The sequence below is a fragment of the Candidatus Sulfurimonas marisnigri genome (assembly GCF_015265475.1).
In the GTDB taxonomy this organism is placed as follows: Bacteria; Campylobacterota; Campylobacteria; order Campylobacterales; family Sulfurimonadaceae; genus Sulfurimonas; species Sulfurimonas marisnigri.
This window is the reverse complement of the sequence record NZ_CP054493.1, coordinates 457,473-469,276: the sequence shown is the minus strand read 5'-3', so window position 1 is coordinate 469,276 and position 11,804 is coordinate 457,473. Positions and strand designations below refer to the sequence as shown.

The 11,804-nt window shown below is 33.1% G+C and carries 14 protein-coding genes; 9 read left to right on the top strand and 5 right to left on the bottom strand.

The features are described from left to right. Positions 1 to 73 precede the first annotated feature (73 nt). The gene (locus HUE87_RS02435; RefSeq protein ID WP_194367161.1) at positions 74 to 751 is read left to right on the top strand and encodes a nitroreductase; all 678 of its coding nucleotides are present in this window, start codon (positions 74 to 76) and stop codon (positions 749 to 751) included. 3 nt (positions 752 to 754) lie between these two features. Here HUE87_RS02435 and HUE87_RS02430 read toward each other — a convergent pair whose 3' ends face one another. Then, on the bottom strand, positions 755 to 1,621 hold the full coding sequence (locus HUE87_RS02430; protein WP_194367160.1) for a 1-aminocyclopropane-1-carboxylate deaminase: 867 nt from the start codon (positions 1,619 to 1,621) through the stop codon (positions 755 to 757). Between the two features lie 8 nt (positions 1,622 to 1,629). After that, positions 1,630 to 2,457 carry a peptidylprolyl isomerase gene (locus HUE87_RS02425; RefSeq protein ID WP_194367159.1) on the bottom strand — a complete coding sequence of 276 codons (828 nt, stop codon included), beginning with the start codon at positions 2,455 to 2,457 and terminating at the stop codon, positions 1,630 to 1,632. A gap of 84 nt (positions 2,458 to 2,541) precedes the next feature. Here HUE87_RS02425 and nth point away from each other — a divergent pair, with 84 nt between their 5' ends. Together nth and HUE87_RS02415 are read left to right on the top strand one after the other, a co-directional pair. Further along, on the top strand, positions 2,542 to 3,183 hold the full coding sequence (gene nth / locus HUE87_RS02420) for an endonuclease III (protein WP_430732980.1): 642 nt from the start codon (positions 2,542 to 2,544) through the stop codon (positions 3,181 to 3,183). A gap of 36 nt (positions 3,184 to 3,219) precedes the next feature. Beyond that, positions 3,220 to 3,459, top strand: a complete 240-nt coding sequence (locus HUE87_RS02415; RefSeq protein ID WP_194367157.1) for a hypothetical protein — start codon at positions 3,220 to 3,222, stop codon at positions 3,457 to 3,459. A gap of 60 nt (positions 3,460 to 3,519) precedes the next feature. On the opposite strand, the gene cmoA is transcribed toward HUE87_RS02415, so the two are convergent. Then, positions 3,520 to 4,227 (bottom strand): carboxy-S-adenosyl-L-methionine synthase CmoA, encoded by a 708-nt coding sequence (cmoA, locus tag HUE87_RS02410; RefSeq protein ID WP_194367156.1) that lies wholly within the window; start codon positions 4,225 to 4,227, stop codon positions 3,520 to 3,522. 54 nt (positions 4,228 to 4,281) lie between these two features. On the opposite strand from cmoA, the gene HUE87_RS02405 reads away from it, so the two are divergent. After that, complete coding sequence (locus tag HUE87_RS02405) at positions 4,282 to 4,626, top strand: hypothetical protein (RefSeq protein WP_194367155.1); 345 nt, start codon at positions 4,282 to 4,284, stop codon at positions 4,624 to 4,626. Positions 4,627 to 4,706: 80 nt separating this feature from the next. Here HUE87_RS02405 and HUE87_RS02400 read toward each other — a convergent pair whose 3' ends face one another. Together HUE87_RS02400 and fbaA are read right to left on the bottom strand one after the other, a co-directional pair. Next, positions 4,707 to 6,818 (bottom strand): hypothetical protein, encoded by a 2,112-nt coding sequence (locus tag HUE87_RS02400; RefSeq protein ID WP_194367154.1) that lies wholly within the window; start codon positions 6,816 to 6,818, stop codon positions 4,707 to 4,709. Positions 6,819 to 7,187: 369 nt separating this feature from the next. Further along, the gene (gene fbaA / locus HUE87_RS02395) at positions 7,188 to 8,261 is read right to left on the bottom strand and encodes a class II fructose-bisphosphate aldolase (RefSeq protein ID WP_194367153.1); all 1,074 of its coding nucleotides are present in this window, start codon (positions 8,259 to 8,261) and stop codon (positions 7,188 to 7,190) included. A 119-nt stretch (positions 8,262 to 8,380) separates the two neighbouring features. Between fbaA and HUE87_RS02390 the strand changes: the two genes are divergently transcribed. The 5 genes from HUE87_RS02390 (at position 8,381) to HUE87_RS02370 (ending at position 11,769) form a co-directional block, all read left to right on the top strand. Continuing rightward, on the top strand, positions 8,381 to 9,037 hold the full coding sequence (locus HUE87_RS02390; protein ID WP_194367152.1) for a hypothetical protein: 657 nt from the start codon (positions 8,381 to 8,383) through the stop codon (positions 9,035 to 9,037). Next, positions 9,021 to 10,694, top strand: coding sequence for a flagellar assembly protein A (locus tag HUE87_RS02385; RefSeq protein ID WP_229855254.1), 1,674 nt, complete (start codon positions 9,021 to 9,023; stop codon positions 10,692 to 10,694). The genes HUE87_RS02390 and HUE87_RS02385 overlap by 17 nt, the downstream gene beginning before the upstream one ends. A gap of 215 nt (positions 10,695 to 10,909) precedes the next feature. Continuing rightward, positions 10,910 to 11,149 carry a helix-turn-helix domain-containing protein gene (locus tag HUE87_RS02380; protein WP_194367150.1) on the top strand — a complete coding sequence of 80 codons (240 nt, stop codon included), beginning with the start codon at positions 10,910 to 10,912 and terminating at the stop codon, positions 11,147 to 11,149. 4 nt (positions 11,150 to 11,153) lie between these two features. Next, positions 11,154 to 11,387, top strand: coding sequence for a hypothetical protein (locus HUE87_RS02375; protein ID WP_194367149.1), 234 nt, complete (start codon positions 11,154 to 11,156; stop codon positions 11,385 to 11,387). Positions 11,388 to 11,484: 97 nt separating this feature from the next. After that, positions 11,485 to 11,769, top strand: coding sequence for an HU family DNA-binding protein (locus HUE87_RS02370; RefSeq protein ID WP_194367148.1), 285 nt, complete (start codon positions 11,485 to 11,487; stop codon positions 11,767 to 11,769). The last annotated feature ends 35 nt before the right edge of the window (positions 11,770 to 11,804 follow it).

The following is an 11,804-nucleotide window of genomic DNA, read 5'->3' as shown; positions in this document are numbered from 1 at the left end:
TTTAGCCCACAATATCAATACACAACTTTTAATTATTTATATTATAATACAGAATTATTTTATAGGATTTAGTATGCAAACAATTTTAGAAGCTATCAAGAACCGCTCATCAAAAAGAGCATATATTCAAAAGGCAATTTCAAAAGAGATTCAAGAAAAAATCTTAAACGCAGCAGCTATGACACCAAGTGGAGCAAATATGCAGCCTTGGATAACTTACGCTATTAGCGATGAAAAAGTTCTAAAGAATGTTGGCGATGCTATCATAGAAAAAATGGAAAGTGGTGTTGAGAATGATCAATTTATTCAATATTATCCACTTAATTGGGTAGCACCATACAAAAAAAGACGTATTACCACTGGTGTTGGTCTATATAAATTAATGGGTGTTGATAGAAAAGATATTGAAACTCGTACTAAAATGTGGCACGATAACTTTAGGTGGTTTGGCGCTAGCACTGTATTTTTTGTTTTTACAGATAAAGCAAATATAGAAAATGCACAAGGTGTTTTACTTGATTGTGGAGCATATATGCAGAGTATAATGTTAGCTGCTCAAGAGTTCGGAGTAGATAGCTGCCCTCAAGGTGCTACAACAGAGTTTGGAAAAGTTATCGCACAAGTTTTAGATATTCCAGATAACTTAGCGCTTTTATATAGTGTAGTTTTAGGATACGAAGACAAAGATGCAAAAATCAATTCATATCAGCCTGCTAGAGTTGACATAAAAGAGAATGTTGTTTTTATTTGATACTTAGCAAAAGGAAGTAATTCCTTTTTTCTTGTACCTCTCTAACATACTCTCATTTCCTGTTACTCCGCCACTGTGAATATACATAATCTCTTCATCTGTTTGCTCTAACAAACATTTCCACATTCCAGGAGCATAAAGCAAATCAAACTCAATTCCCGCTTCTAAAAGTTTTTTTTGTACATGTAGAAACTCTGGGTATGGTTTTGCAAAGTGATATTTTTTTTCAGGCTCTAAAAAAACCAAGTTGTCAGGGATAGTGTAAAGCGCACTCATTTGCTGTTTTAAGTAAGTAATATCTCCTACACATGATGTAGTATAAACTTTGTATTCAGGCAGAGAGAGAGCTAAAAAGAGAGCTGTTGTGCCAGTACCTGATGGCGTAGCAAGAGATTTAATATGTGAGTCATATGCTCTTATCTCTTCCGCCAAAACTTCTAATCCAACTCTTGCTTCTTCAACCGCACCACCTTGGTCGACAATAAATGTTTTATTATCTAGATTCACTCTAAGTGAAGCTATAAAATCTTTATAAAATTCATTATCTACCTCTACATGTAACATTCCAAGCTTTTTAGCAATAAAAAAATTGCCACATTTTTCATTTTTCTGAGTTTGACTTATACCTTTTGTATAGTAAATAAACTCCCAATTTTTCTCTGCGCACATTGCAGCAATAGCGAGCATTGCATTTGATTGAGTTCCACCATAAGATATGATTTTATTAAGTTTGTCTGAGGGAGTTTGTAAGAGTGTATATAGTTTTCTGTATTTATTTCCAGCTAGATATGGATCTATTAAATCGTCTCGTTTTACATAAAATGTCCTATTCTCTAAAATTAATTTAGAGATAGGAGATTTTTTTATCATCTTCTTTTTTATTTAATAGTTGCTTGTTTCTCTAAAACTTTCATTTTTTCCATCATGACTGCTTTAGCTTGTTCCATTTTTAATCTTTGAGAAATTTCTTCTTTAACTTCTTTAAATGATTTTGTTTGTTTGTCTTTTCTATCTTCAAGGTAAATCAGATGATATCCAAACTGTGTTTTAACTGGGGCAGATACTGTCTCAACTTCCATGCTGAATACTTTATCGCTGAAAGCTGGTACCATCTGTCCTGGAGCAAAGTAGCCTAAATCTCCACCTTTTGGTCCACTTGGTCCAGTAGATTTTTCTTTTGCCAAATCCATGAATTTATTTCTTAGAGCAACACCCTTTAAACCTTTTAACTCTTTGGCAATACTTTTAGCCGTATCTTCTGTAGCAACTAAAATATGACGAGCGTGAGCACTCTCTTTTTCATTAAACTCTTCTTTGTTTTTCTTGTAGTAATTTTTCAAGTTTTTATCAGAAATTTTTATCTTATCTACTTCTCTTTTTTGCCAAACTTGAATTGCTATCTCTTTTTTAATTCTTGAAACAACTTCTTCGTATCTATCTTTAAAATCTTTTGACTTTAAGATACCTGTCTTTTTTGCATCGTCAAATATTAGCTCTTTTGCTACTAACTGCTCCAACACTTGCTTTCTAAACTCTGCTTGTTTGTCAACTGGTACTTGATTAAATCTACCTTGAGTTGCTTGCATTAACTCTCTATCAACATCTTCTTGTGTAATTGCGGTATCATTTACCGTTACTAGTGTTTGTGCCATTGCTATTGTTGATAAAAGCGCTATAGATGCTACTATTTTAGTTGTTATTTTCATTAAAATTCCTTATTAAGTTAAAAATTTTAGTAACTTAATACTAATGATTATTAAACAGAGTGTAATATTGCTTCTATGATTAAAATAAAAAAAGCAACAAAAAAAGAAATTTTAGAGATTCACCAGCTATTTATTGACAGATACAGTGACGCAGTAACCGAGCTTGAATATAAAAATGCGTATGAGTTAGTTGTAGCTGTAGCGCTCTCTGCTCAATGTACAGACAAACGAGTAAATCTTATAACACCTGAGCTATTTATAAAATATCCAGACCCATTATCTTTAGCAAATGCAAACCTTAATGATGTAAAATCGCTCATAAATAGCTGTTCATTTTTTAATAATAAAGCAAAAAATATAGTACTGATGGCAAAAAGAGTTGTTGAAATATATAATGGTGAAATACCGATGGATGAAAAAGAGTTAATAACACTTGCCGGTGTCGGTCAGAAGACTGCGAATGTTGTCATGATAGAGTACACAGGGGCAAACCTTATGGCAGTTGATACTCATGTGTTTCGAGTTTCGCACCGTCTTGGTCTAAGTGATGACAAAACTGCTATAAAAACAGAAGCCACTTTAGTTAAAAAGTTTAAAAATAATCTCCATGCGCTTCATCAAGGGATGGTCCTGTTTGGTCGCTACATTTGTAAAGCAAAAAATCCTGCTTGCGAAGAGTGCTTTTTAACTCAGTATTGTAAAACTAAAGAGAGTTTCAAGGTTTAGTATGAATATTGGATTACTATTTGCTTTGCGTAACTTATGATTAAATTTTTATTACTTACCTCAACACTTTTCCTATTCTCGGCATGTGTAAATAAGCACGGTATTTCAGCTAAATACTATAGTGACTGCAATGAGTATTATGATTTACAAGGCTACTACCATAAAAAATGTGGAGATGATGACATTGTCACATATAAGCAGCTAGAAGATGGTGCTAAAAAAGCAATTGACTTTGTTAGCGGCGAGGATGAAAAACCAAAAGGTAATGTTTGGTAAAAGATAAAACTTTATAAATTAAAAATACAATATAAACTAACGACGAAATATTAAGTAGGTTTACTTTATTGCTATGAAAGTTGCGAAATTTGCCCATCTAAATACTACTTCACAATGAGAAAACCCACAATTTTTAGCCATTTTAATATTCTCTTCTTCACTATATGGGACTAAAACATTCTCTAGTGCTTCTCGTTTTTGCATTATTTCATACTCCGAGTAACCCTGCTCTTTTTTGAAGTCGTAATAACACTCTATCAAGTCTTTATTCAACTTTGGATGGTGACTAATAACTTTCTCACTAAATATAAAAATTCCATCTTTTTTAAGCGATGCAGCTATTTTTTTTACAAGTTCTTCTCGAACAAGTGGACGAATAAACTGCAAGGTGTAATTACTAACAAAAACATCAGCTTCTTTATAGTCGTACTCTAGAATATCTGCATTTTCCAACTCAACATTTGCGCCAAGGGCCAAACACTTTTTTCTTGCTTGCTCTAGCATTGCATCTGAATTATCAAGTCCAACCAAAGTGGCTTTACACTTTAGTTGTTTGCTTATGTTTATAAGAAGAGATGCTGTTGATGAACCCAAGTCATACATAATAGAGCCATCCTCTAAATGCTTAAGTGAGAAAAATTCTGTAATTTTTTGTGACTCTTTATAAAAAGGAACGCTTCTCTTTAGCATGTCATCAAAAACTGCGGCAACTTCTTCATCAAACTCAAATTGTTTTTTAATTGGTTTTGTAAATACTTTATCATTCATAACGGCATTCTAGCAAAATTCTTATGATACGATTATGAATAAAGGTCTGAGTATATGGAATTTGATATATCAACTCTAATGATCACATTTTTCATTCTAGCATTTGTTATAAGTATCTGGAAAATTTATGCTTTCTTCCCAAATAAACAATTAAAAGATGATGACAAAACTCAAGAGTCCCATGAAGAACTCACAAAACTAGTTCTACATGTAATAAAATCAAATAGTGCTGAGCTTTCTTTAGATGTGTTGTTTAAGAAGATATTGTGTGATGAAAGATTTGATGAAAGACATTATTGGAGATTTAATAAAAACAGGCTAAACCAGCTTTTAGATAACTATTATTTAAAAAATCCACATGCTAAAAGCATTGCAGATATTTATGAAAATTCAAAGTAGTCTAATTTCTATTTTTGCCCAAGTCTAATAAATCCCATTGCGAAGGCAACAGAAGCTCTCTTTCAAATGAGTTCAATCTTTTAGTTGTTCAAACCACCTTCCGTTATCCAATCCCTTACTGTTATCGAGTTGGCATCAGAGAGTTTATCACCACCGTTATGACCATCTCCCCCGTTTCCTTTTATGAGAATGGATGATGAATCAGGTGATGTTGTATTTATTAGACTGTTACTTACAATATTGTTATATGTGTATGCAGCATCACCGACTTTAAATGTTCTATTACTGATTGTAGTATGGCAACTTTTACAATTACCTTTATCTGCATCGACAAAAATCGGCATAACATCACTTGCAAAGGAGGTGGATGCGGCTGTATCATTATCCAAGATGGTGCCAACTGCACTTACTCCACCTACAGCGAGGCTATACGTCTCCGTACTCTCCACCTCAGTATCATTTGTAGTAGGAATTGTAATTGTAAATGTTATTATTGCTGCTGGAATGGTGATCGTTCCATTTTCATTATTGATAACATTGTTACTAAATACCGCAGCTGAATAGTCGCTTGCATAAGTAGCAGTTCCCCCGCCAAGAGTATATGTGTAATTTTTGTTTGTTGTAGATACAAAACTCATTTGTACTGTATGTACCAAGCTTGTTCCCTCTGTTTGTGAAGCGGACGAAACAGTAGTGACGGACGCTGTGTCGTTATCTGTAATGGTTCCCACTGCAATAACTCCAGCGACGCCAATATTATAAGTTTCTAGCTCTTCATCAAGCGTATCATCACTCGTTGGAACTGTAATCATAAATGTTGTTACGCCTGCGGGAACAGTAATCGTTCCATTTTCATTATTGATAACATTGTTACTAAACACCGCAGCCGCATAATCCGTTGTATAAGTAGCTGTGCCGCCTCCAAATGTAAATATATAATCTTGATTTGTAGCAGATGCTCCGCTCAGCAGGACAGTATGGACTAAGCTTACTCCCTCCACTTTTTCATCTGATGAAACAGAACTAACAGATACTGTAACCACCGTGTCATTATCTAAAATCGTACCCGATGCTGTTACTCCGTCTACCGTTAGGTTGTATGTCTCTGTGCTCTCTGCTTCAGCATCATCAGTCGCTGGAACAGTAATCGTAAATGCGCTCACTCCTGCCGGAACAGTGATAGTTCCATTTCCATTATTAAGAATATTATTGCTAAATTGTGCATCTGAATAATCGCTTGGATAGCTTGCTGTGCCTCCACCAAGAGCATAGGTGTAATTTTCATTAAATATGGAAGCACCGCTCATCTCTACTGTATGCACTAAACCCGCTCCCTCGTATTTTGCGACGGAAGAAACAGCAGTGATAGATGCTGTATCGTTGTCTATAATAGTACCAATAGCTGCTTTACCGCCTACATTGAGGGTAAAGGATTCTGCTCCCTCTTTGAGAGTATCATCATGGGTTACAACTGTAACTATAAAGCTTGCTACACCTGAGGGAACAGTAATTGTTCCATCTCCATTATTGATAACGCCGTTGCTAAATACTGCAGTATCGTAATCCGTTGCAACATCTGCTGTACCGCCACCAAGAGTAAATGAATACCTTTGATTTGTTGCAGATGTTCCACTCATAAGAACAGTATGTACTAAGCTTGCTCCCTCTACTTTTTCATCTAATGAAACGGAGTTTACTGATACTTCTTGAATGAGGCTCATATCGGAAGTAATTCTTCCAGGTGCGCCACCGACACCGCTTGCAGTGTGACAACTGTTACAGTTGAGCTGTGAGGTATCATGCGAGTTGTTTGCGGAACTGTTTACTACATTTCCATCTGCATCAAGAACCTTTGCGGTAAAACCGTTTATGGATTCTTCGTATGAAGTGTGAGAATTACCCGTACCGTATTTTGGGACATAATCAATTATAGTCCCGGTATTTTCTAAAACCAACCTCACTGTATATCCGCTGGCATAAGAATCGACAGAATTTAAATGTGTATATACTGTGGCCCCGGACGTAAACTCTTTTTCGCTGTCTGGCCCATGACAATCCAAACAAGTCCCCCCTTGATTATGAAGAATCAAGATTGAAGAACTATCTACATCACTTGTAGTACTATCACCACTACTACAACCAATGACTGTTAGTAGTGCTGCTACTATTAAACTTAGAATAAACTTATTCACGTCAAACTCCTTATTATAATCAAACATATTCTAACTATAATTAATTAATTATACGCTTAAGCTCCAAATATTTAGTCAGTCATGAAAAACAAATTTTTATCCACAGAGTCTTAAAAAAGTTATACTTAATTTCTGGCAAACATATTTTTAAGCTACAAAAAAATACTGAATTAATAATATCATTTTTTGAATTTGTTCTAAAGCTTTTATAACCAAAGAGATATCTCGTAAGAAAGGTGCGTAAAAATAGATATTCATCTACTTTTTAAGATTAAGATTAAAAGGAGTGAAAACTAAGTGAAAAAATCTCCACTTATTTTCCACTAGGTTAGCAAGACTTCTAACAATCTCGCTAAAAAAGTTTATATTCTAGTTTTTGTTTAGTGCGTTTAAATCTTTATATGCCTCTTCTACTCTAGCTATAAGCGTCATTTGTCCGGATCTTAACCATTTTCTAGGGTCATAATAGTTTTTATTTGGTTTATCTTCACCTTGTGGATTTCCAATCTGACCTTGAAGGTAATCTTTATTCTTCTCATAATAATCTTTCACACCAATCCAAGTTGCCCACTGGGTATCTGTGTCTATGTTCATTTTAATTACTCCATACCCTATAGCCTCTTCAATTTCACTAGGTTCTGAACCTGAACCACCATGAAATACAAAGTTTACAGGCTTTTCACCTGTGTTGAATTTTTCTTGGATATATTTTTGGGAATTATCTAAAATTTTAGGAGTAAGTTGAACATTACCAGGCTTGTAAACACCATGAACATTTCCAAATGATGCAGCAATTGTAAAGTGTGGAGATACTTGACTTAGCTCTTCATATGCATATGCCACATCTTCTGGTTGAGTATATAAAAGTGAGTTATCAATGCTGCTGTTATCTACACCATCTTCTTCTCCACCTGTGCAACCTAATTCTATCTCGATGCTCATACCGATTTTACTCATTCTCTCTAAGTAAGCTTTACATGTAGATATATTCTCTTCCAATGGCTCTTCAGAGAGATCTAACATGTGAGATGAAAAAAGAGGTTTTCCATAAGTTTTGAAGTAATCTTCGCTTGCACTAAGCAAAGCATCTATCCAAGGAAGTAGTTTTTTTGCAGCGTGGTCAGTATGAAGTATAACTGCTACTCCATAAACCTCTGCCATCATATGAACATGCATAGCACCAGAAATTGCACCTACTATCGCTGCTTTTTCATTTTCATTACTTAAACCCTTACCAGCATAAAATGACGCACCGCCATTACTAAACTGAATAATAACAGGAGAATTAACCTTTGCAGCAGACTCCAGTATAGCATTTATGGAATCAGTGCCTACAACATTTACAGCTGGAATAGCAAACCCCATATCCTTTGCATGTTTATAAACTTTTTGCACATCTGAGCCAAATAATACACCCGGTTTCACAATATCTAAAATACCCATAATCAAATCCCTACTTTTTATATCTTTTTTATTGTGTCATTATATTGTAGGGTACATTTAAAATAACTTTTTTAAAAACTTTTTATGCTAAAATACTAAAAAACAAGTTGGAAAGCCTCATGAGATTAACAATAGATGAATATTGTAAACACTTTAAAATGTCAAAAGAGATGGTTAACTCAAAACTAAAAGCAAAAAAACTAAACTATATTATTGAAGATGGTGCCACCTTTATAATAGTAACAAGAAGTTCTATTGAGAGTGACAAAAGAGCCCAAGTTAATCAAGAAAAAAAAGAGATGCAAATAGTCAAACCTAAAACTACCGTTGCTACTGTTATTGCCCTTTACCAAAAAGAGAATACTTTTCTTAAAGAGAAGATAATGCAATTAGAGATGAAAGTAGATAAGCTAATAGGTGATAAGGAGCAGATGCTTCGTGACGAAAGAGACAAAATAGAGCAAGTTTACAGCACAAAAGATGCTCAATTAAAAAATATTTTAGAACTTGTAAATAATAAAATGATGCTTGAACGTGAACAAGCTACAATGCATGAACTAGAAAGTTTTGTGCACCAAGGTGAGGCTGAACTGATAGACAATGAAAAAGTAGAGCTAAAAGAGTATCTAAAATCATTAGGTATAAAATCTTCTCAAAGAAAAATTATCAAAAATCGTTTTTTAGATGTATATGACAGTGATGTAAGGATAATTAGAGAATACGGAAAACTATACTTAGATTTTTCAAAATATGACTATAGTGACTTACTTGCATAACAAAAAGATAAAGACCAAAAATATTAATAACTCTATAGGCAAGTTTGCCACAGAACATTTACTAAAAACATCAGAGTATGAGTTTAATATAAACCAAGTTGACACCTATATAAAAACAATTTCTGATGACGACTTTTTGCTTTACAAAGATGATCCTAAGAATTATTACAATGATAAAAATAAATTAATTAATGAACATGTGCAATTTCAACAATTTTACATTATAACAATAAAGGCGCCAGTAAAGTGCATACTAGATCTAGACTATACTATTAAATATACCAACAACAATAGTAGTGCTTTTATGGTTTTAAATCCTGATTCTCACATACCTTACAAAACATATAAACCTAAAGAGATATATCTACTTTTATTAAAAGAAGTAAACAAAATAAAAGCTCAAAATAAAATCTTAGTAAATATCTTTGACAATCAGATGAAAGAGAAACTAAAAGCTTTTACCAAATACCTATACCAAGGTAAATTTAGTAAAAAAATCAAGATTCCTCTTTTTGATGGTATTGAGCCAGAGATTACAATAAACAGCAAACTTATTATGCATTTTTTTAAAAAACGGAACAGTTTTCAAATAGCAGAAGTTAATGAAGGAGAGCTGTTGGTTGAGTATATAAAACCAATGTTTGGAAAGAATGGTCTAAATGCGTTTGGTGAAATTATCACAAATAATTATTCAGACAATAAAGATGATTTAGAAGCTGATATTGACAGTGACACAATAGAAATTCTCGAAGATGATGAAAAAAAACTTTATAAAAGTAAAATAAGAGGATATGTCCACTTTGATGAAAAAGAGTTCTATATAGATAATAAAATAAAAATGAGTAAGCTATCACGTGTTCAAAATGCACTAACGAAAGATGAAGCTAACAATATTGAAGTTACTATATCTCAAAATGACACCTCGGTAGATAGCATCGGAGAAGGTGTTAAGTTAACATCAGAGACTATTCATATAAATGGGCATGTTGGTGCTAAAAGTATACTTGAGGCTGTTAACCTGAAAATTGATGGAGCAACACATCAAGAATCTATACAAAAAGCTAAATTTGCTGATATTAACAGACATAAAGGAAAACTGAGATGTCATAAAGCAAAAATAAAACTTTTAGAAGGTGGGGAAGTTCACGCAACATATGTAGAGGTAGAAGCATCACTTGGTGGCACTATATATGCCGAAGACGTGATAATAGGACATGTTAAAAACAACCTGAAAGTTTATGCCTCAAACTCAATAACTATTAGGCTAGTAAGCGGTGAAGACAACCTATTTAAGATAAATTATAGAGACATCCCAACTTTAAATAGTAAACTCAATTTTTTAGATAAAGAGATAGAAGATCTTAAGTATACACTTGAGGGAGCTCTAAAGCATACTCAATCTCAAGTTCCAATACTTAAAGATCAAATAAAAAAACTGCAAGAGCAAAAATATAAGATAGTAGACAGTGCAAAAAGTGCAAAAATAACTATCACAGAGCCATTAAACGGCTTAAATACAATAACTTTTACTCTAAATGAGGAGGATGAGCTTATGTACAAGACTGACGCTAGATTATACAAGCCTTTTTATCTGGAAGAATCCGATAGTCATATTATTCTACACCCTACTGATAAAAAAATTTCTCTAAACTCTTAAAAAATCACATATTCTTTTAAAAAAACTTTTCATTGATACAAATTAATATTTTAATACTAATTATATACGATAAACCGTATATTGTATCTATTTTTATTAATTTAATATACATTAAATCTAATTTAATATATCTTTTAATGTATCTTATAATATATATATAGTTTATAATCATGACTTAAATGTATGTTTAAGTATTTATTACGTATAATCTCCGAATGCAAATTAATGATCTATTTAATATTCTTCATAACTCGCTAGAATCTCAAAATAATGGGAAAAAAATATCTCTTAAAGATATGGCTCTTTCATTAGGGATTTCTATGCGCACATATCAGGACTGGAAACTTGGTCGTGCAAAACCACAGGCTGCTTCAACTGTAATAAGAATGCTTGGAAGATTAGAAGATGATGAGATTATAAGAGCTGTTAGAAAAATAAATAGGCTTGAGGATTAAGTTAATGGGAACACTAACAAAACAAGAAAGAGATGCTTTAGAAGATGTATTTTTGTCCATACATTCAAATAGCAGTGGTTATAAAAAAATTAGAGATTTATCACCTTTAATAATAGCTAGTGAGATTAGCACTGTTGTGTCAAAACTACTCAAACGTGCGAAATTCGGGCTAAAAAAGGCTAAAACATCACAATTTATATCCTTATTTGATAAAAAGAAGAAATATTTAAGCAAATAAACTATAAAGTATCTCTAGCTGAACTATTTAGCAACAAACGTTATGTTTTTTGCCTTTAATAGTTTCGGAAAATCTTTATAAATTCAAGGGTCAATTTATGAATAAAGCTCAATTCGTTGAACTAGTACAAGCAAGTGGTGATTATAAAACTAAAGTTGAAGCAGAAGCAGCTATCAAGGCATTTACAGAAGCTGTAACAACAGCTCTAGTGAAGAAAGAAGATGTTTCTTTAGTGGGATTTGGTAGTTTTTCAGCAAATCTTCAAAAAGGTAAAAGTGGAAAAGTACCTGGTACAGATAAAACTTATACTACTCAAGATAAAATGGTTCCTAAATTTAAAGCTGGTAAAGGTCTTAAAGACCGTATTGCAGCTGGTAAATAAAACCTTACTCTATCACAACACTTCTTGTGATAGAG

What these genes read in the sequence shown, in the direction of transcription:
- HUE87_RS02435 (WP_194367161.1), top strand. Translation starts at nt 74, where the DNA reads ATGCAAACAATTTTAGAAGCTATCAAGAACCGCTCATCAAAAAGAGCA.
- HUE87_RS02390 (WP_194367152.1), top strand. Translation starts at nt 8,381, where the DNA reads ATGAGATTAACAATAGATGAATATTGTAAACACTTTAAAATGTCAAAA.
- HUE87_RS02430 (WP_194367160.1), bottom strand. Translation starts at nt 1,621, where the DNA reads ATGATAAAAAAATCTCCTATCTCTAAATTAATTTTAGAGAATAGGACA.
- HUE87_RS02380 (WP_194367150.1), top strand. Translation starts at nt 10,910, where the DNA reads ATGCAAATTAATGATCTATTTAATATTCTTCATAACTCGCTAGAATCT.
- HUE87_RS02415 (WP_194367157.1), top strand. Translation starts at nt 3,220, where the DNA reads ATGATTAAATTTTTATTACTTACCTCAACACTTTTCCTATTCTCGGCA.
- fbaA (WP_194367153.1), bottom strand. Translation starts at nt 8,261, where the DNA reads ATGGGTATTTTAGATATTGTGAAACCGGGTGTATTATTTGGCTCAGAT.
- HUE87_RS02425 (WP_194367159.1), bottom strand. Translation starts at nt 2,457, where the DNA reads ATGAAAATAACAACTAAAATAGTAGCATCTATAGCGCTTTTATCAACA.
- HUE87_RS02375 (WP_194367149.1), top strand. Translation starts at nt 11,154, where the DNA reads ATGGGAACACTAACAAAACAAGAAAGAGATGCTTTAGAAGATGTATTT.
- HUE87_RS02370 (WP_194367148.1), top strand. Translation starts at nt 11,485, where the DNA reads ATGAATAAAGCTCAATTCGTTGAACTAGTACAAGCAAGTGGTGATTAT.
- cmoA (WP_194367156.1), bottom strand. Translation starts at nt 4,227, where the DNA reads ATGAATGATAAAGTATTTACAAAACCAATTAAAAAACAATTTGAGTTT.
- HUE87_RS02405 (WP_194367155.1), top strand. Translation starts at nt 4,282, where the DNA reads ATGGAATTTGATATATCAACTCTAATGATCACATTTTTCATTCTAGCA.